Origin of the sequence: Aestuariibacter sp. A3R04 (assembly GCF_018860805.1) — a bacterium.
Classification (GTDB): domain Bacteria; phylum Pseudomonadota; class Gammaproteobacteria; order Enterobacterales; family Alteromonadaceae; genus Alteromonas.
This window is the reverse complement of record NZ_JAHKQR010000011.1, coordinates 1260421-1280485: the sequence shown is the minus strand read 5'-3', so window position 1 is coordinate 1280485 and position 20065 is coordinate 1260421. Positions and strand designations below refer to the sequence as shown.

Genomic DNA, 20065 nt, shown 5'->3' with positions numbered 1-20065 from the left:
TATACTTTCTAGCATCCCAATATATCGACCTGGCAAGCTTAAAACACAAAAATACCATTTTTTCTAAAAATAAATTTTAGTTTTTTCTGGAGTTGGACGCCTTTAACTATTGAGCATCTAAATCACAGGAGAATAAAGATGGCTTTATCTATTCAATCAAATATGGCGTCTCTGTCAATTCAAAACCAGTTGGGTCGTACGAACGATTCTCTATCTACAGCTTTAGAGCGTTTGGGTTCTGGTTTCCGTATCAACTCTGCGAAAGACGATGCAGCTGGCCTTCAAATTGCCAACCGCTTAAATGCTCAGGTAACAGGTCAAGAAGCGGCTATCTACAATGCTAACAACGCCAATTCAATGTTGCAAACTGCGGAAGGCGCATTGGATGAAATGACTAACATTGCGTACCGTATGAAGGAGCTCGCAGTTCAAGGCGCTAACGGTACGAATAACGCGTCTGAGTACACTGCATTAAACGCTGAATATACAGCACTGTCTGAAGAACTAACCAATATCATGAGTAACACTTCTTATGGTGCAGGTACCACATTGTTAGATACTACAACGGGTAAATTTGGTTCTGGTGCCGTGACCTTCCAAATTGGCTCTACCGCAGCGGAAACGCTGTCTGTGGATGTCTCTACTGAAATGGGGGCTATTGACACTGCGATCACTGGTTTAACTGGATTGGCTACTCAGGCAGATTCAACCACATCAATGGCTGAAGTGGATACCTTGATTGATAATATCGGTGCGGCTCGTGCCAGCATGGGTGCAACGATGAACCGTCTCGATCACACAATCACTAACGTGACCAATATGAAAGAAAATACACAAGCAGCATCGTCTCAGCTGATGGATGCTGATTTTGCTGAAGAGACTTCTAATATGACTAAACAACAGTTATTGATGAACTCTGGTATTTCTGTACTAAGTACTGCTAACAGCACATCTTCAATGATTGGTTCATTACTGCGTTAATAGTAATGACATTCGTTACGCCGCGAGCTTAGCTCGCGGTGCCTTGCCTTTTAGCTAAAGGAATTATGTATGTCTTCATCTTATCTTAGTATCGATCCGGCAACACTCGCGAGCCAATATACCCAAATTGATCGGGCTGCAAAAGACGCTGCTTTATCCGAGAAATATAATTTGTATAGTGGCCAGATTAGTGCGTTCAATAGTTTAAAAACAACGATGGCTGATTTTGTTACTTCGCTAGAGGATATGCAGAATGATAATAGTGCTCTGGTCAATCAGAGTGCGATTGATAATGAAACCGTATTGTCCGTTACCACTGACAGTTCAGCTATAGCAGGGACGTATGATATTTTTGTTGAGCAACTAGCTCAGGCACATCAGATTGCGTTAAGTTTTGATCCTAATGATGCCTTACCCACAGATGGAGAACTCAGTATTGATTTATCGGGAGATGAATTTGTAGTGGACTTATCAACGCTAGGTCCAGGCGCAAGCTTGACTGACCTTGCGTCAGAAATTAATACCCACGTTGATAACACTGGGGTGAAGGCGACGGTGATGCGTAGTGACTCGGAAACCTTTTTGGTGCTCACCAGTGAAGAATCTGGTGCGGCTAATCAGATAAGTGTTGGTTTCACTCCTGGTACTGATCCCGCGGCTTCTAACTTTACCACTGCAATCGCAAGCCAACATGAACTAACGCAGGCTCAGGATGCCATTGTTCAATTTGGTGCATCATCGCCGGTGACTATTATTTCAAGCAACAATCAATTAGAAGACGTCATTGAAGGGGTGACTGTTGATCTTAGGCAGGCTCAGGAAGCAGGGGATAGCGCGGTAAAATTAACAGTAGGTCAGGATCTCGATCAATCCGAAGAGAACATTAAGAGTTTTACGGATCAAGTTAACAGACTGATTAGCAGCATCAAAGAAAATAGTAATTTACAGAATGACCCTATGGCAAAAAGCTTAATGAGTCAGTTAAAAACGGCATTCCAGGGAACCGTAGAAGGTAAGACATTATATAGCATCGGTATCGAGTTTGATCGTTTTGGCAATATTAACATTGATTCAGATCGACTCCAGGAATCGCTACAAACAGATCCTGAGCAAGTTGCAGCAATGTTAACAGGCGATAACGGTGTTATGGCACAGATAATTGATAGCTTAACGCCTTATACCAGCAGTTACGGTATTATGAGTCAGAAAACAGAAACTTTACGAGCCAGTTTAAATCTGGTCATAGATCAACAAGAACGTCAAAATTACATTATGGAGCAGCGCTATAATCGTTATCTTAGCCAGTTTACCCAAATGCAGGTTACCATTGCTCAGCTCGAAAGTAGTATGAGCCAGTTTTAATAATTAAGAGAGTGATTACTATGTTAGGTAGTGGATATGATGCATATCAAAATACCGCAGTGGAAGCAAAAGCAGCCGGTGCCGATATACACACGTTAGTATTGATGCTATTTGACGGTTTTTTGGAAGAACTGGATAGGGTAGCCGGGCATATCGAAGCTAATCGCTATGATAAAAAAGCCGTGGGCGTGGAAAAAATGATGCGAATATTGGGCGGGCTCGAAGCTTCTTTGGATCAGGAGAGTGGCGAAGCCGTTGTTGAACAAATGCAGCAACTCTATCAGCATTGTGGGCAAGCATTATTGCAAGCGAGTTTAAAAAATGATATCCGATACATAGAAAACGTCAGAATGATTATGACTAATCTGCAAGAAGGATGGCAGAATTTGGGCAGTAAAGCGGCGTAGTTCCCACAATTACAACAAACATTTTTTTATCTTACCAGCCACTTATTTCAAGTGGCTTTTTCATATCTGAAGTTCCCCTATTTTGGTACCGGAGGAAGTGAGTTTACCGAATTTCCGTATTGCGGAAATTGATTTTCCGCCTTATGCCTCGCTTTTTCTATATTTCATTATAAATCAATAAGTTGCATTTTGTCTTGAAGGTTGCTTTTAGTGTTGTTACCAGCTATTAGGTCGTAGATGTTGCAATACCTCAGCCTGAAATTATATGGAAGAAAGAGGATTTTTGATGGGTAGCAAACACAAGGTGGAGCGCCAGGCTACAGCGGCGGTATTAAATATGATTTGGGTCAAACTTCGTGAAATGGATGGCGCGGTAAACAGTCGTCGCTGGCATAAAGTGCGGGCCTATGATCGTTATCTTCAAAATTTAATTCAATTGGCTAACAAGGAAGGGTGGTGGCAGGACAATATGGAAGCACAAGAAAAAGTGCGTTCACGGTATACCCAAATGATTGAAAAAATTCAATCGATGAAAAGTGACAGTGAAGTTAAGTCACTTCAACTATTGCGGGATCGTGAGGGGATTATTGCTTACGGCTTGGCCAAAGAGGATAAAGCATGATGAAAATACTGCTGCCGACGCAAACAATAGCAGGTAATAAAACAAATGTTTCTGCTCAACCTGTGTCAACGGGTGAGGATTCGAGCACATTGGTCTTTTCGCTATTGACGGGACGGCAACAAGTACCTCAAGACCTCTCACAGCAAAATGATTACACAGACGATAGTGCTCAACGAGAAATGATGGGCTCGTTGCCTGATACCACAAACATGGGTGTCGAATTGACAGAGACCGCCGCGATAGAGCTAAAAACAATTGGCATAGATCGTACCGTTAGTGACGTGACGGAAATCAATACGACTGACATTAATGATAATGATGTTGAGACGCTATCAACAATCCATAGTGAACTGCTTCATATGGACTTGGTTGAGAGTGACGCACAGGGTCACGATTCAGTAAGTTTAGATTTAAGTAGTAGTCCAGCGGTCAGCTTCGTCAATGAGCAAGCACAAATTGATTTGAGTAGTAATGCGGGGGCGACAAATGTTTCATACGCAAATATTAGTGCGATTAATTATCAGCAACAGGTGTCAATAGCTCCGACAGGGGATGCAATTCCGAATCAGGAAAACCTTCGCTCGCCCGTGGTTACTGTGATGCCTCAAACACCACAAGATAATAGATTGCAAAACGAGCAAAGAAAACGCGATAGCGTGTTAGCCCCAATAGGCACTTCAGTACAAGCGTCATCTCAATCAAACGAATTGCCTGCAAATACTGCTAAATCCCTGATGAGAATGGATAATTCAGTTTTGAATGTAAATCGGGATACGCTTAGCGCCTTGCACCAGATTAAAGTGACCACTAACAGTGGGCAATCAGTTGCAGAATCCACAGTAGCCAGTGATAGCACGACTTTTCGAACCATAATGAATGGCGCAACAGCCAATAGCGATAGTATTTCGCAATGGAAAGCAGACGCTCTGGGCTCAAACCCTGTTCAATGGGGACAAAGGTTATTAACTATGCTGAGCGACAAAGTGCAACTACAAGTGGGGCAGCACTTGCAAAAAGCGCAAATTCGTCTCGATCCACCTAATTTGGGCACGATTGACATCAGTATCAGCGTCGAAAATGAGCGTACGACGGTCAATTTGGTAGCTAGTCATCAGCAAGTTAGAGACGCTATATCGCAAACCCTGGATCAGTTACGCCATAACCTGGGCGTAAAACTAAATACAGAAGTGAATGTTAGTTCGCAGTCAGACACTTCTGGGCAAGGACATTCACGTCAGCCTACCGGATTTAAGGCAAATACAATTGCAGGCCAGTGGTACGAAGAAAATAACGAATCCGCGTCATCGCAAACAGATAAAAACAGCGAATGGTTAAACAGATTGGTTTGATAGTAGACGTGTTCAGGAGAGTGAATTAATGAAAATAGTGATCGCGATTATCGTAGCTTTATTGTTAGCGGTTGGAGGTGTTGCTGCCGGCGCGTACTACAGTAAAAATAATGAATCGAAAGTGGTATCAACACATGTCGACCCTCTGTTTTTCCCTATGGATCGATTTATCGTCAGTGTTGGTAGTGATGGCTACTCCCGATATTTGGTGCTGGATCTGTCTCTTGCCACCAAAGATCCACAGTTTTTCGGCTTATTGAAAAAGTTTTCCCCATTACTACGTAATGTTCTGGTTAAGCATTTTGCCAATATAAATAGAGAGCAGGCGAAAAGTATGTTCGCAGATATCATTGCAGTACAAGAAGCATTGCTTGAGGAGTTCAATACAACGCTACTGAGTCAGGGGGTTGATACAAAACTCGATCAGGTGCTGGTAACCAACGTATTTATTCAATAGGAAGAATGATTATGTTGGCTAAAGAACAGTGGACAGATATAGAAGAACAGCGTGACTTAATGTCTGCGGCAAATGAGTCTGAAGTATTAGAAAAATATGCCTATCTGGTTAAGCGTGCTGTTGCCCATATGCGGACTCAGATCGGTGTGGTCGTCGACCGTGATGATATTCAGCAAATTGGCTTGATGGCATTGTTAACGGCAATTCGTCGCTACGGACGAAATGCAGATGCTCAATTTGAGTCCTATGCATTTAAGTGTATCAGAGGCGCTATGTTAGATGAATTTCGTCGCACAGACTGGCGTCCACGGCAATTGCGACAACAGGCACACCAGTTTCGGGACAAAGTACGTCAGTTGAGGAAAGAGCTAAAACGCGAACCAAGTGACAACGAAATATGTGAATTGTTGCAGTTGACACCGAAACAGTACACCGAGCTGCAATATGTTGCGCAAGCAGAAGCGATTGAGAGTTTTGAACAGACATTGGAGATGGCCGGCAATCAGTTCGCGGTTGGAGGATCGAATGAAGGTTCAGAACTGGATACAAAGATGTCACTAAAACGCGCTATGGAGAGTTTACCAGCGCGCAACAAATTGTTATTGCATCTGTACTACACCCATGAATTGAATATGAAAGAAATAGCTTTGACTCTTAATTTAACCGAGTCCAGGGTCTGTCAGCTACATAAACAATCAATAGAGATACTGACTAAAAAACTCCAAAGCTAATTATAGGAAAGAAACCCATGCAAAAAGTGATTGGATTGATCATCGTATTGGCGACCGTTGTCGGTGGTTTTATATTCGCGGGTGGAAACGTTGCGACATTGTGGCAGCCGGCTGAATTTATCATTGTTTTTGGCGCGGCTATTGGTGCGTTGGTGGTGGGAAATTCCCGGTATGTACTGGTCGAAACCTTGAGCCAGTTGCGTTATCAGTTTAGTAAAGTGAAAGATCAAAATCGGCTTTATCACGATTTACTGGTGTTGATGTACTCCCTCCTGGATTTGGCGAAAAGACAGGGTTTAAAAGATTTGGACGAACACGTAGAAAACCCTGAAACAAGTTCAATTTTTTTGGCTTACCCTTCGGTATCCGAATTTCCACAACTAGTGACTTTTATCTGTGACAATTTGCGCTTGTATAGCATGGGGAAAATCAGTTCACATGACTTTGACATCATGATGGAACAGGAAATATACAGTATAGAAACACAAAAAATGAAGCCATCACATGCCTTGGCAGCCATAGCAGAAGCATTACCTGGTTTTGGCATATTGGCTGCGGTGGGAGGAATAATTATCACCATGCAACATTTGGATGGCGCTATGAGTGAAATTGGTTTTCATGTAGCGGCTGCTTTAGTGGGCACCTTTATCGGTATTTTTGGTTGTTATTGTTTGGTATTGCCGCTGTCATCGTCTATGGAGCAATTTGTTAAGAAAAATGTTGCATTACTAGAATGCGTTCGGGCGATGCTAGTTGCTCATGCGAAAGGACATGTTGCTCTGGTTGCGACTGATTCAGGACGCAAGCTGATCAGTGAGGAAATCAAACCTAGTTTCAACACAATGGAAGAATGGATAAATAACCGGGCAGCATGATGAAAAAAGATACGCCTATTATCATACGACGCCAAGCGCGACGTGCCGAAAATACTGCCCATGGAGGCGCATGGAAAGTGGCTTTTGCTGATTTTACGTTGGCCATGATGGCATTTTTTATGGTGATGTGGATTATGCAAGTGTCCAGTACCAAAGAGCGAGCAGAAATAGCCCATTATATGCGTACGCATTCTATTTTTGATGGCAGTCCTGCATTGTTTGAACCCGGCAACAGCCCTTTTCCAGTAGATTTAGGAGGTTCTCCTTCGATTATCGATCACGAAGCTTCTAATCGATTACCTCCTGATAACCCTTCTCCTGGTATGTCCGAATATCTCAATGTACCTAATGGGGAATTTTCACCCCAGGCGGGCAAAGGGGATAAATTGAATTCACTAATTGAAGGAACCTTTTCTACGCCATCGGAGTTAGGCATGCTGCTTAAGGTGTTTGAAGAGGTAGCCAAACAACAAAATGCGCAGTCAAACATTGTTATCGATGTGGTGCCATCGGGGTTGCGCGTGATTATTAGAGACGACAAAGAGCATCAGATGTTTGAGCGGGGAGAAGTGCATATGACCCCCTTTTTTGAAGACTTGCTTTTTAGCTTGGCGCAAGTATTTAAGAACGTAAAAAACAAGATTATTGTCTCAGGTCACTCTGATGCGACTTCCTTCAAGGGGGCAAGCTACAGCAACTGGGAGCTCTCCGGAGACAGGGCTTTGCAGGCGCGACAAGTTATGGTTGCTGGTGGAATGCCAGAAGATCGCGTTGCACAGGTCGCTGCTTTTGCGGCAAATCGTTTGTTAAATGAAGAAAACAAGGCCAGCAGTGAAAACCGTCGGGTCGAATTACTTATTTTAACACCCGATGCAAAAGACAAATTGGACAGTTTATTTTCATCGACGAGTGAAAATAACGCGGTTAAAAGTGCAGCCAAAGAAGCACGGGAAAATCAACCAATTGGTCGACTAGGAGGAGCACTGTGAGCATAGATAAAGTTGACAGAAAATACAAGCGTGTGCCGCTGACACAGGAAACCACGCCCTCTGAAATGCAAGCGAAAGGCGTACCGGCTGAATTACTACGTCATTCGATATTTAATTATTCTATATGCAAAGCGGTATTGAAAGACATTAGTGTGGGCGGCGCAGGGGCTTTAGTTCCGGCATCAAAGAAAATTCCGAATAAAGTAAGAGTGTTGATCGCTGATAAAATAACGCTGAAAGCCAAGGTAGCTTATCGCAACACGGTGAATGATGAATTGATTTTCCTTGGACTGGATTGGAGCAATGAATCAGAGAAAAAGTTTAATGAAATGATCAAGCTAGTTAGGCAATTGAGTTTTCAGAATGCAGGATATGGCGTTCAACGTCAAAGTAAGCCGAGAACTTAAAATGAATAAATTAAAATTAATTCCGGCCGACAAGGCAGCCGAATTTCCATATTTCCCCTTGACCCAGGAGCATCGCAGGTTTGAGCAGTCTGTTGAGCGTGCACGTATGTTGTTAAGTGATTTACGTCAGGTCATCAATGCAGAGTTAAATCAATTGATTAACGGAATGTCACTTGAGGTAGATATCAACCTGTGTCAGGGCAACAGCTTGGATTTATGGCTTAAAGAATCGGGGCGCTTAATGATGGGGTGCCCTATAGCTAATGAGTTCGACGAGCATACTTATCTGGCGATGGATAACATTAGTGCTCATCATTTGGCTGATATTTGTCTAGGGGGAGAAATCAGTCAATCTCTCGACCCAGATTCATGCATTGACCTAAGTGCAACCGAATGTCGTGTTGCCGGACGTTTGTTGCATCGCACTACGTTAGCAATACAGAAGCGATTCAACGGGAATAAGTCAGCTTTGCCAGCGCTGCGAATAGAAAAAATGGCGGCTCCGGCAAGCTACATTTATTTACCGTTTAAAGTAAGAGTATTGCTGGAAAAGGACGCATTGAGCTGGTTTTTGTGGTTGCCCTCTACCATGTTTGTCGCACCTGAAGAGCCCGAAATTAACCGCGATAAAATGCCCATAATGAGTAGTGACGAGCAATGGCTTGGATTTCCGGTAAAAGGACGAGTGGAAATGGCAAGTAGATCGATCAGTTTAAGTCTACTTAACGCCTGTATGAATGGGGCTGTCTTACCAATCGAAATGAGTAAAGAGGCGGTATTTAAACTCGATAAACAGGTGTTATTAAAAGGACGGGTTGTTGAGCAAGACAACTCATTGGCATTTCAGGTTACCAAAACAAAAGAGTTAACGTTATGAGCGAAGATATAAATGCAGCATTTGCCGATCTTAATTTAGCCGATATGGATGATTTTTCAGAAGAATCGACAGATTTTGACAAGGCAACTAAAACGAATGACTTGCATTTCTTTCAGGAAGTACCGCTAAAAGTCACCTTGGAAGTCGCCAGTGCAGAAATTACTTTAGGAGAATTGAGCCGTGTTCAGGATGGTGATGTATTACCGTTGGAAAAAATGGCGGGCGAACCTCTGGATGTGATGGTCAATGGGCTGTTATTCGCCAAAGGTCAAGTTGTTATGGTCGATGGGCGTTATGGCATTAAGTTTATTAAAGACACTTCTCAGTCTAAGGCTACTGAAAACAATGATGAATAGCATGCTCGTTAAGGTTGGTATTGTAATGATACTGGCCTTAATGCCTGAGTTTGTGCAGGCTCAGGACTTGACCTTGTTCTCGCTTAAAGACACAGCAGAGGGGCAGGATTACAACGTTAAGCTGCAAATTTTGCTGTTGATGACTGTTTTAACCCTGTTGCCCGGGTTGTTGATGGTTGCTACCTCGTTTACCCGAATTGTGGTTGTGCTGGCTATTTTGCGTCAGGCCCTAGGTTTGCAGCAAAGTCCTCCGAATAGGGTTCTGATTGGTATTGCGTTGATGTTAACCATGCTAATTATGCGACCTGTCTGGCAGGATATTTATCAAAATGCCTTTAAGCCACTTCAGAACGAAGAAATTGCTCTGGAACAAGCGCTGGAGCGTGCCGAAAAACCGCTAAGAGCATTTATGCTGGCACAAATTCGTGAGAATGAAATGCGACAGGTATTGTTGATTGCACGGGAACCTACCACCATGCAAGCCGCAGACGTGCCCTTTGATATATTACTGCCAGCCTTTGTACTAAGCGAATTAACCACAGCGTTCCAAATTGGTTTTATGTTGTTTATCCCTTTTCTAATCATTGATTTAGTGGTTGCTAGCGTCTTGATGTCAATGGGGATGATGATGCTATCTCCATTAATAATCAGTCTTCCGTTTAAGTTGATGATTTTTGTACTGGCAGATGGCTGGTCAATGGTTACTGGAACTCTTGCTTCAACGTTCGGAGCACAGTGGTGAGCCCTGAATTAGCTGTGGAGTTAATATCTGATGCAGTATTTACCATCATCAGTATGCTGTTGGTTATTATTGTGCCGGGATTGATTCTGGGGATTATTGTTGCCGTTGTCCAGGCCGCAACTTCAGTTCAAGAGCAAACACTGACTTTTTTGCCAAGAATGATATTGACCCTGTTAATGGTGGTTTTCACTGGACATTGGTTAATTAGTACTTTGGTCGACTGGTTTGCCAATTTGTCCGAAATTATTCCGGGAGTATTCGGTTGAACGGACTTATTTCGGTCACCAATAATGAAATTATGCAGCTATTGGGTAGTGTCTGGTGGCCATTTGTGCGCTTTTCAGCTTTTTTCTGGGCGATGCCGGTATTTGATAATCCCGCTATGCTGCCCAGAGCTCGTATTTTGTTATCTTTTTTTCTGGCCTTTTTAGTCGCTCCGCAAGTCCCCCCGTTCCCAGATATTGATGTCTTTAGTTTGGATGCGGCGGTTGTCACTGTCGAACAAATATTATTTGGTGTAGTGATGGGGCTGGCCTTGCGGATGCTATTTGAAGTAATGGCACAAGTTGGATTGATCTTGTCAATGCAAATGGGGTTGTCAATGGCACTGGTTGTTGACCCTGGAAGCGGTAACCAAATGTCTTTATTGGGAAATTTATTTTGGCTGATGACGGCATTGCTATTTTTTGCGATAAATGGGCATTTGATCAGTTTGCAGGTAATAGTAGATAGCTTTTATAGCTGGCCTATTGGTGCCAGTTTTTATCAGCTTAACTTAACTAACTTACTGTTGTTATTCGGTTGGATATTTAGTTCAGCATTGTTGGTGGCGCTGCCTTCGGTAATTGCCATGTTATTGGTTAACATGACCTTTGGTATCGCCAGTCGTGCCGCTCCTTCTCTAAATATCTTCGTACTGGGTTTCCCCATGTCATTATTACTGGGGTTTTTATGTGTGTTTTTAACCTTGTCGCAAATGGGCACAATATTTTCCGAAATGTGTTTTACCGTACTCGACAGTATGCGTGGAATGATGGAGTAGCTAATGTCACAAGATAATGCCCAGGAAAAAACCGAACAGCCCACCGAAAAACGCTTAAAAAAAGCGCGCAAAGAAGGGCAGGTAGCTCGTTCAAGAGAGCTGAATACTGTTGTGTTATTGATGCTTAATCTGGCGCTTATCCTGTGGTTTTCTGACTTATTTGTGAAGTTTTTTATCGAACTGATGGCAACGACTATGCAACTGGATAAACACACTTTGACCAACGCCAATCTGATGCCTGTGTCACTGGGCAATGCAGTGCTTTCCATGCTTAGTAGTCTGGGGTCAATGATGTTTATTTCATTCATGGCCATGTGGGTGGCTGGCTCAATGCCTGGCGGCTTTATATTTTCCCGAGAGTTGATAGGTTTTAAAATTAGCCGTTTAAATTTTATCAGTGGCTTAGGTCGAATGTTTGGTATGCAAAGTTGGGTTGAGTTACTTAAATCCATCGTGAAAGTGACATTATTAGCAACCTGTTTATACGCCTTTCTTACTCAGTTGTCTGACAAGTTAGTTAACCTGCAAAATCAAGCGTTACCCGCGGCGCTGCAGGAAGGCTTATCGCTGCTATTTTTATCCCTGCTTATTACAGTCACACTGTTGTTGTTAGTTGCGGCGATAGATGTTCCTTTTCAGCAGCATAAGTTAATGAGCAAAATCAAAATGACCAAGCAAGAGGTTAAAGAAGAACGTAAATCTTCTGATGGCAGCCCTGAAATTAAGAGTCGTATTCGCCAGATTCAGTATCAAACAGCTAATCGCAGGATCGAAGAACGAGTGCCCCAAGCTGATGTTGTTATCACTAATCCTACTCATTTTGCCGTTGCTATTCGTTATTCCGAAGACAAAGCCAAGGCGCCGTATTTAGTGGCTAAAGGTGTTGATGAAATGGCGTTGCGAATTCGGGATGTAGCTAAAAAATATAGTAAAGAAGTGGTGGAAATACCACCTTTGGCTCGGGCCATTTACCATTCAACCCGAGTCGATCAGGAGATTCCGGCCGGTCTTTATACCGCAGTTGCATATGTACTGACTTATGTTATGCAATTGAAAGGGTTTAAAGCCGGCAATGGTCAACCACCAGCACCACTACCAAATTTAAAAATCCCTTCTAATTTGATTAAAAACTAGTCGTTTGGAGTAACTAAGTGCACTGGCGTAGTCTGATTCAACCCTATACCGCAATTCCAATTTTGCTACTGGCTATTTTAGCCATGGTGATCCTGCCTTTGCCTGCATGGATATTGGACACTTTATTCACCTTTAATATTGTGTTGTCCATTATTGTTCTGCTGGTTTCAGTTTCAACTCGTAAACCACTGGATTTTTCAGTGTTTCCCACTATTTTGCTGGTCGCCACATTAATGCGCCTCACCCTGAATATTGCATCTACTCGTGTGGTGTTGCTGCATGGACATGAGGGCTCCGATGTTGCTGGACGAGTAATCCAGGCGTTCGGTGAAGTAGTTATAGGTGGGAATTACGTAGTCGGTATTGTGGTGTTCGTTATTCTGATGGTGATTAACTTTTTGGTTATTACCAAAGGGGGAGAGCGGATCTCTGAGGTTGCGGCCCGCTTTACGCTTGATGCGATGCCAGGTAAACAGATGGCAATTGACGCCGATTTGAATGCGGGATTGATTGGTCCCGAGCAAGCCAAAGAAAGGCGGGCTACTATTTCTAATGAAGCTGATTTTTATGGCTCAATGGATGGAGCTTCAAAATTTGTGCGCGGCGATGCCATTGCAGGATTAATTATTCTGGTGATCAACTTGCTCGGCGGCGTTAGCATCGGTGTATTTCAACATGATTTGACGATGTCGGAAGCATTTCAACGCTTCGCATTGCTAACCATTGGTGACGGTCTGGTTGCACAAATACCCTCATTATTATTGGCTGTTTCTGCGGCTATTATTGTAACTCGCATGAACGCTGAAGGCGATATGTCGGAAACCGTGGGGGGCCAGTTATTAGCTTCACCTAAAGGCATTGCTACGGCGGGTGCTGTGATGGTTGCACTGGGTATTGTGCCGGGCATGCCAACTGTTGCCTTTGTCAGTTTTGGTTTACCGCTATTTTATGTGGCATGGCGTCTGCACCAGCACGCACCAGTGGATGATCTTCGCGATGTCAGCCAACTTACTGACACCATAGCAGAAAATCAGCAGCAATTTAGTTGGAGTGATCTCCCTCATGTAGATCGTATCGCGATAGAGCTGGGTTTTAGGCTTGTCTATTTGGCTGACAAAGAAAAAGGCGAAGAGTTAATTATAACTTTACGTGGCGTACGCAAAACCTTGTGTGAGCAATTAGGGTTTTTATTGCCTGAGGTGCGAGTCAGAGATAATTTAAAATTGAATCCACAAGAATATCGGATTTTGCTAGGTGGTGTACCAGTTGCAAGTGGTCGCTTAAATCCGCAACAACTGTTGGCGCTGGATACTGGGGAGGTTTATGGCAATTTAGACGGTGAGCTAACCAATGACCCTGCCTATGGATTGAAAGCAATATGGATAGGAAGCGAGAGAAAATCCAAAGCACTAAATTTAGGTTATTCCGTTGTGGATTTAGCCACAGTGGTGGCTACGCATGTAGGTAAGGTGATTAAGGAAAATCTAGGTGAGTTGTTTCTATTTGAAGATATTCAGAACGTTAACAATCGTTTGAAGGAAATATCGCCAACCTTGGCAGAGGTATTGGAAAAAACGGTGAGTCCTCAATTGCAACTTAAAGTGTTCCGAAATTTGTTAAAAGAGCAGGTTTCTATTGCCGATGTAGATACCATAGCCAATGCTTTGGTTGACAGTGTAGATGTTACCAAAGACCCTATTTTGTTAACTGCCGATGTGCGCTGTGCATTGCAACGCTCTTTAGTGAGACAAGTGATGGGTGAACGGGATGAGTTAACAGCCTATAGCTTGGACGAAAAATTGGAGCAAACGTTACAAAGTAGTTTGAATCAGGCTATGCAGGGCGGAAAAATTGCACTAGACAGTTTCCCCGTTGCACCGAATCTACTTTCCCAGTTTCAGCGTTTAATGCCTATGATTCGTGATGAAATGCAGCGTACAGGCGTTTCTCCTGTGTTAGTTGTGATTCCACAGTTACGCCCCTTAATTGCAAGGTATGCACGTGCATTTACGCAAAATGCTTTAACCGTGCTTTCGTACAATGAAATTCCCGAATCAGTTAGAGTGAATGTAGTGGGCTCACTAGGATAGTGCAATCGCTATAAAGGTATAAGAATAAATATCATTGTATGTATTAGTAGAGCAAAATTGCCCATTTTTAAGGTGTATGTGATTGAAATTAATACCCTTATACACTAACGTAGTTATAGCTTCGCCTCTGCTTATTATTCAGAGCATAGCTAAGACAATTAAATGGCAAACTGATTGAAAAGTCAGGACGCAAAACTTCCGGTCTAAGGTTGCTTTGGCAGCTACGATAGCGGGGTTATATTAACTTAGCGGCAATTGACACCTCATTTGGTGTATCGGTTTATATTCCGCTGTTTAACGTTTATCCGGATATTTTATTCGGAGTAATTTGCTGTATTGAAGGAATGTAGAATGTCCACTCTATTGAGGAAAACACACGGATGGTTAGTGTTCAGCTTTCTCTGGGGGTACATGGGAGCACAGGCCGCGGAACTCAATGTGACGCAGCCATACGAACATGGCCGCTGGAATTTGGAAGGTGACGCTTTTGAGTGTCGTTTATCACAACAGCTAAATGGGATGGCCAGGGTCAGTTTCGTGCGACAACCCGGATTCCCTGTATTGTTACAACTGCAATTGTTGAATACTGAAGAAACCTTTAATTCAGCAAAGGTTCGCTTGCGCAAAGCGGACTGGCAGCCCGATAGCCAATCATTCGCAGGCCAATTTACTGAGCGTGGCCAGATCAATAATTTTAATGCCATTTTTAGCCAAGAGGCAGGAAAATTACTGAGTATGCTGCAACATGGATATTGGTTGGATTTTGAATTGGATATTGGAGGGACGTCTGTCCAGTTAACTTTGGCGAACATTCAGGCCAAACAAGCGCTTGAGGAATATGAACAGTGCAAGGTGATGATGTCACCTCTCACATGGGAACAGGCAAGGCAATATGAAGTGCATTTTGCCCCGGCTCAGCAAGTTGTTGAATCTCCTAAGGTACTGGATTATTTACGAAATATGGTTCGGTATATCGAATTGGATGAGCAGATCAGTAAAGTGTTGATTGATGGACATACTGATGACGTGGGGAATTCTGCTGCCAATAGAGCGCTTTCACAAGCCCGAGCTGATGAAGTGGCAAGTCGGATGGTTGAGTTTGGTTTGAAGCCAGAAATGATCGAGATACGGGCACATGGAAGCCGTTATCCGATAGTAAGCAATACGAGTGACGCGAAAAGATTAAATCGTCGCGTGACAATTAGACTAATAAAACAAAGTGAGCAACAAGGAGAATAAGTATGTCGGGAAGATATCTCCTTTGGATTGATCAACAGTCACCTAACTCTGATATATGTCAGTGTGTTAAAGATGAATCTTTAGCTCTATTGCATGCCAGCGATTTTTATCATGGGTTGGATTTGTTAGCGAGTCATCAGGTTGAGTTGATTTTTGTCGATTCTGAGCAAAAAGATATGCCAATGCTTGAAATGGTTAAGTTGCTCCACAAGCGCAACGAAAGTGTACCCATTCTGTGTTTGGTTGATTCCAGTCAAAGTGAATTGGCTTCCAGAGCGTTGACAAACGGCGCAATCGATTATTTGCTCAAACCTTATATTTCCAGTCAGCTACAGCGTTGTATCCGCAACGCAAAGGTCATGGTGGACAGGTTGGATGATATGGTCGTGGAATCTCATGTCAGTAAACAGATTTTACGTTTGGCCAATCGCGCAGCTCAGACTTCCGATGCGACTATTTTAATTCAGGGGCCTTCTGGAACGGGAAAGGAAAAACTGGCGCAATTTATTCACCAAGCTTCGGTTCGCTCTGAACAGGCTTTTGTTGCCGTTAACTGTGCCGCCATTCCAGAAAACATGCTCGAAGCCATGCTGTTTGGTTATAACAAAGGTGCTTTTACCGGTGCTGTAGCAAACCAGGTCGGTAAGTTTGAGCTGGCGAATGGCGGAACCTTATTGTTAGATGAAATATCTGAATTACCTCTTGATTTGCAGAGTAAACTTTTAAGGGTATTGCAGGAAAGGGAAGTTGAACGCCTTGGCAGCCATCAGGGCATTGCGTTGGATGTTCGGGTAATAGCGGCCTGTAACCGAAACCTTCGAGAACTGGTTGAACAAGGGCGGTTTCGTGAGGATTTGTACTATCGACTGGACGTACTACAACTCAACTGGCCGGCCTTGAGTGAGAGACGAGAAGACATTTTGCCGTTGGCAAATCACTTCATTGATAAATATGGAGATAGTAAGCATTACCTGAGTGAAGACGCTTGCAGTGTGATGTTGAGCTATAACTGGCCTGGTAATGTAAGGGAATTGGAAAATGTGATTCAACGGGCTTTAGTTATGGCCAGAGGGGTTGAATTACAGGTAGACGACTTAAATCTGCCTAAATGTAGTGTGCCTGCAGCAAAATTCTGTGCAGCACAATTGAAGCAAAACAAGCGTCAGGCCGAGTTTGATTATATTTACGAGTTATTGCATCGCTTTCGCGGTCACCGAAGCCGTACAGCAGAGGCTTTGGGCATGACCACTCGGGCACTGCGATATAAGTTAGTTGCCATGCGTGAAGTAGGCATGGATGTAGATTCAATTGCGTAAGGGGAAATGAAATGTCACCTATAGAAAGTCAACGCCTACTCATTGGTCAAATGAACGAACTGAAACAAATTGCAGCCAATGAACGTATTGCTCCAGCAAATGACATTGGAATAAGTGAAGATTTTACTCAAGTCGTGCGTTCTATCAATGCGCAGCAAAATCTAGCCTCTGAAATGATGCGAGCAGTAGACACCGGCGAGTCTGATGATGTGGTTGGGGCGATGGTTGCCAGCCAAAAAGCGAGTTTAAGTTTTTCCATGCTGATGGAAGTACGTAACAAGATACTCAACGGCATTGATGACGTAATGCGAATGTCGCTTTAAGGATAATTTAGATGAACGGCGAAATTGCAGTAAAAGAAAACAATATCGCAACTAACGATAATTTTCGCGCCAAAGTGGAGAATTTATCTAGTCGTATTGGTTGGCCTCAAAAAGGCGATCGAACTCTGGCTTCCATTGCTTTATTGGCAACATTGGTGGCCGCTATTATCGTTTTGATTCTATGGACGTCGGCTAAGAATTATGTGCCCCTATATGGCAATCAGGAAAGTTATGACAAAGCTAATATATTAGAAATTCTCGACAAAGAGCAATTCTCGTTCAGAATTGACACCGATACCGGAAATATCATGGTGCCGCAAGATAAACTGGCGGATGCCAGAATTACATTGGCAGCTCGTGGTATTAAAGCGGCTATGCCTGAAGGTCTGAACAATATCGGCGATAAGGTCAATATGGGAACGAGCCAGTTTATGGAAAGCAAGCAATATCAGCATGCTTTAGAAGGCGAGTTGGCACGTACCATTATTGATATGGATGGCGTTAGAAATACTCGGGTACACCTGGCTATCCCAAAGCGCAGCTTATTTATTGGACGGGAAGAACAAAAAACCTCTGCTTCGGTAATGGTAGAACTGACACCTGGGACAGAATTCAAAACACAGCAGGTAGAGGCAATAGTGAGCCTGGTTGTTGGTAGTGTTCCGGGGTTAGACCCACGCAACGTATCTGTTGTAGACCAACGAGGTAAATTGCTAAGTGGTGAGCTGTATGATGAAACACCGGTGGGTAAAGATACCAATAAAAAGCTCGCATTTATTGAGCGTCTGGAACGGAATATTGAGCAGCGGGCTTCTATTATGCTGTTACCGATTTTAGGGGAAGGTAACTATCGGATACAGGTTTCTTCTGACGTGGATTTTAGTGTCGTGGAAGAAACTCGAGAAAGTCTTGATCCTAATACAATTGTCATGTCTGAGCGAACTAAAACGGACAGTTCGCTGGATCAGTTGGCGGTTGGGATTCCTGGCTCTCTGGCCAATCAGCCCCCCGTGGGGCCGGATGGTCAGGATGACGAAAATGCCAACGAACGCACGAGCGAACGCAGTGAAGTACAACGGCAATACGAGAGTGGTCACTCAGTCACTCACACGCGCTATGAAGTAGGGCGTCTCAAGTCAATGAGTGTATCGGTTTTGGTCAATGATGCAGTAGCCTCAACACCTGATGGATGGAGTGAGCAACGTCTGGCTGTATTGGGAGAAATGGTACGAACCGCGACGGGCTTCCAGGCAGAGCGAGGAGATCAGTTTAATATTGCGAGTTTTCAGTTTGTTGTTCCCGACGCCACCATAACACAGGACGGAATGGAATTAGCGTGGTGGCAGATGCCTATTGTACAGGAATATGCTCGCTATCTGTTTAGTACGGTAATTGCATTATTGCTGATATTTTTTGGCGTTCGCCCGTTAGTTACGCACTTGATCAATGGAAAGCGCCCGCACTCACCTGCAGAGGAGAGCAGTAATGTTGAGAACAGTGCGTCACAAGGTATGGTCAGAGAGCTGTTGAAAACGGAGCACGTCTCTGCAGAAGAAAATAAAGGCACTTTGTTATCGGGAAGTGACACCCCTGAAGAGGGACACAATAAATCATCTGACATGGCATTGCCCAGTGCTGGAAGCCAGTTTGAGGAACAAATTGCACATATGCAATATTTGGCAGAACGAGAGTCGGGACGAGTGACGACGGTTATTAAACAGTGGGTTCAACAGGGGGTGCAATTTGAATCAAGTAAACCTTGAAACAGGAACACAACTTTCAGATTTGGATCGCGCTGCAATCTTGTTGTTGAGTATGGGGGAAGACAATGCAGCTAATGTTATTCGCCAACTGAACATCAATGAAGTTCGAGCCTTATCCCAAAGAATGGCCAAGATATCTAATATTAGTCAAGAAGACATGAGTCATACCCTAGTAAATTTTTTTGACTGCTATCGACAAGAAAGTGGCGTAAGTGGGGCGTCTCGACGTTATTTGGAAAAAGCCTTGGACAAGGCTGTAGGTCGCAAACTGGCACGTAATATGTTGGATGAAATCTACGGTGGCAGTATGGCGGATGAGTTGCGACGCCTGGAATGGATACCGCCTGAGCTTATCGCGCGTTTTCTGGAACAGGAACATGCTCAAATGCAAGCGCTATTGCTTGCATTACTGCCAGCCGATCAGGCCTCGAGCATTATTGCGCTGCTGCCCAAAGAAAAACACGAAGATTTGTTGTACCGCATCGCAAATTTAAGAGAAGTGAGTGAGCATGTCATCGACGATTTACGTTACACCCTTGAAGCCTGTATCGAATATGTAAGTGAACAGGTCGGCGCCAAATTGAATGGTGTTGAAAAGGTGGCAGAAATAGTGAATCGCTATAACGGTAATAAAGGTGAAATCATCGGCATGCTTAAACAGCACAGCCAAGAAACTGCTGCAGCGGTTGAAGCACGTATGTTTGATTTTGTCACACTCAAAAATCAAACTGATGAGGTGTTGGCTTTCCTTGTTAACGAAATACCGGATGAACTTTGGATTGTGGCGCTTAAAGGGACAGATCAGAGCTTGATCGATAGCATTATGGGGGCGTTACCTAAACGACTTTCACAGGTGTACCAACAGCAAATTGATAATTTAGGGCCACAGCCTGTTAGCAAAGTTGAAGCCGCTCGTGCTGATATTATGAGTATGATTAAAGAAATGATGGATCAAAACACCGTTGAGTATCGACTCTATCAGGAAGAAGTACTGGAGTGATGT

General features: G+C 43.5%; 22 protein-coding genes and 1 riboswitch. All 22 genes read left to right on the top strand.

Annotated features, from left to right (window positions below):
* Positions 1 to 138: 138 nt before the first annotated feature.
* The 22 genes from KO518_RS15135 (at position 139) to KO518_RS15030 (ending at position 20062) form a co-directional block, all read left to right on the top strand.
* Positions 139 to 981, top strand: a complete 843-nt coding sequence (locus KO518_RS15135; protein ID WP_216026625.1) for a flagellin — start codon at positions 139 to 141, stop codon at positions 979 to 981.
* A gap of 69 nt (positions 982 to 1050) precedes the next feature.
* Entirely contained in the window at positions 1051 to 2343 is a 1293-nt protein-coding gene (gene fliD / locus KO518_RS15130; RefSeq protein WP_216026624.1) for a flagellar filament capping protein FliD, read from the top strand.
* A gap of 20 nt (positions 2344 to 2363) precedes the next feature.
* Complete coding sequence (fliS, locus tag KO518_RS15125; RefSeq protein WP_216026623.1) at positions 2364 to 2750, top strand: flagellar export chaperone FliS; 387 nt, start codon at positions 2364 to 2366, stop codon at positions 2748 to 2750.
* Positions 2751 to 3036: 286 nt separating this feature from the next.
* Positions 3037 to 3372, top strand: coding sequence for a hypothetical protein (locus KO518_RS15120; protein ID WP_216026622.1), 336 nt, complete (start codon positions 3037 to 3039; stop codon positions 3370 to 3372).
* Positions 3369 to 4721, top strand: coding sequence for a flagellar hook-length control protein FliK (locus KO518_RS15115; RefSeq protein WP_216026621.1), 1353 nt, complete (start codon positions 3369 to 3371; stop codon positions 4719 to 4721). Before KO518_RS15120 ends, KO518_RS15115 begins: the two co-directional genes overlap by 4 nt.
* A 28-nt stretch (positions 4722 to 4749) precedes the next feature.
* Complete coding sequence (gene fliL, locus KO518_RS15110) at positions 4750 to 5178, top strand: flagellar basal body-associated protein FliL (protein ID WP_216026620.1); 429 nt, start codon at positions 4750 to 4752, stop codon at positions 5176 to 5178.
* 11 nt (positions 5179 to 5189) lie between these two features.
* Positions 5190 to 5909 carry a FliA/WhiG family RNA polymerase sigma factor gene (locus KO518_RS15105; RefSeq protein WP_216026619.1) on the top strand — a complete coding sequence of 240 codons (720 nt, stop codon included), beginning with the start codon at positions 5190 to 5192 and terminating at the stop codon, positions 5907 to 5909.
* Positions 5910 to 5926: 17 nt separating this feature from the next.
* Complete coding sequence (gene motA / locus KO518_RS15100; protein ID WP_216026618.1) at positions 5927 to 6784, top strand: flagellar motor stator protein MotA; 858 nt, start codon at positions 5927 to 5929, stop codon at positions 6782 to 6784.
* Positions 6781 to 7773: a flagellar motor protein MotB gene (locus KO518_RS15095; protein WP_216026617.1), complete on the top strand. Its 993-nt coding sequence runs from the start codon at positions 6781 to 6783 to the stop codon at positions 7771 to 7773. The genes motA and KO518_RS15095 overlap by 4 nt, the downstream gene beginning before the upstream one ends.
* Complete coding sequence (locus tag KO518_RS15090; protein ID WP_216026616.1) at positions 7770 to 8180, top strand: PilZ domain-containing protein; 411 nt, start codon at positions 7770 to 7772, stop codon at positions 8178 to 8180. The genes KO518_RS15095 and KO518_RS15090 overlap by 4 nt, the downstream gene beginning before the upstream one ends.
* Before the next feature lies 1 nt (position 8181).
* The gene (locus tag KO518_RS15085) at positions 8182 to 9057 is read left to right on the top strand and encodes a FliM/FliN family flagellar motor switch protein (RefSeq protein WP_216026615.1); all 876 of its coding nucleotides are present in this window, start codon (positions 8182 to 8184) and stop codon (positions 9055 to 9057) included.
* Positions 9054 to 9413, top strand: coding sequence for a FliM/FliN family flagellar motor switch protein (locus KO518_RS15080; RefSeq protein ID WP_216026614.1), 360 nt, complete (start codon positions 9054 to 9056; stop codon positions 9411 to 9413). Before KO518_RS15085 ends, KO518_RS15080 begins: the two co-directional genes overlap by 4 nt.
* A 1-nt stretch (position 9414) precedes the next feature.
* The gene (gene fliP, locus KO518_RS15075) at positions 9415 to 10155 is read left to right on the top strand and encodes a flagellar type III secretion system pore protein FliP (RefSeq protein ID WP_216026613.1); all 741 of its coding nucleotides are present in this window, start codon (positions 9415 to 9417) and stop codon (positions 10153 to 10155) included.
* Complete coding sequence (locus KO518_RS15070) at positions 10152 to 10421, top strand: flagellar biosynthetic protein FliQ (protein WP_216026612.1); 270 nt, start codon at positions 10152 to 10154, stop codon at positions 10419 to 10421. Before fliP ends, KO518_RS15070 begins: the two co-directional genes overlap by 4 nt.
* Positions 10418 to 11197: a flagellar biosynthetic protein FliR gene (fliR, locus tag KO518_RS15065; RefSeq protein WP_216026611.1), complete on the top strand. Its 780-nt coding sequence runs from the start codon at positions 10418 to 10420 to the stop codon at positions 11195 to 11197. The genes KO518_RS15070 and fliR overlap by 4 nt, the downstream gene beginning before the upstream one ends.
* Positions 11198 to 11200: 3 nt before the next feature.
* Positions 11201 to 12331, top strand: a complete 1131-nt coding sequence (flhB, locus tag KO518_RS15060) for a flagellar biosynthesis protein FlhB (protein WP_216026610.1) — start codon at positions 11201 to 11203, stop codon at positions 12329 to 12331.
* A 17-nt stretch (positions 12332 to 12348) separates the two neighbouring features.
* A complete protein-coding gene (locus tag KO518_RS15055) occupies positions 12349 to 14421 on the top strand; it encodes a flagellar biosynthesis protein FlhA (RefSeq protein WP_216026609.1) in 2073 nt (690 codons plus the stop codon).
* Positions 14422 to 14575: 154 nt separating this feature from the next.
* Positions 14576 to 14664: riboswitch (cyclic di-GMP riboswitch) on the top strand.
* A gap of 108 nt (positions 14665 to 14772) precedes the next feature.
* Positions 14773 to 15660 (top strand): OmpA family protein, encoded by an 888-nt coding sequence (locus KO518_RS15050; protein WP_216026608.1) that lies wholly within the window; start codon positions 14773 to 14775, stop codon positions 15658 to 15660.
* A gap of 2 nt (positions 15661 to 15662) precedes the next feature.
* Positions 15663 to 16976, top strand: coding sequence for a sigma-54 dependent transcriptional regulator (locus KO518_RS15045; protein ID WP_216026607.1), 1314 nt, complete (start codon positions 15663 to 15665; stop codon positions 16974 to 16976).
* Positions 16977 to 16987: 11 nt separating this feature from the next.
* Complete coding sequence (locus KO518_RS15040) at positions 16988 to 17299, top strand: flagellar hook-basal body complex protein FliE (RefSeq protein WP_216026606.1); 312 nt, start codon at positions 16988 to 16990, stop codon at positions 17297 to 17299.
* 11 nt (positions 17300 to 17310) lie between these two features.
* Positions 17311 to 19062 (top strand): flagellar basal-body MS-ring/collar protein FliF, encoded by a 1752-nt coding sequence (gene fliF / locus KO518_RS15035; protein ID WP_216026605.1) that lies wholly within the window; start codon positions 17311 to 17313, stop codon positions 19060 to 19062.
* Positions 19043 to 20062, top strand: a complete 1020-nt coding sequence (locus KO518_RS15030) for a FliG C-terminal domain-containing protein (protein WP_216026604.1) — start codon at positions 19043 to 19045, stop codon at positions 20060 to 20062. Before fliF ends, KO518_RS15030 begins: the two co-directional genes overlap by 20 nt.
* The last annotated feature ends 3 nt before the right edge of the window (positions 20063 to 20065 follow it).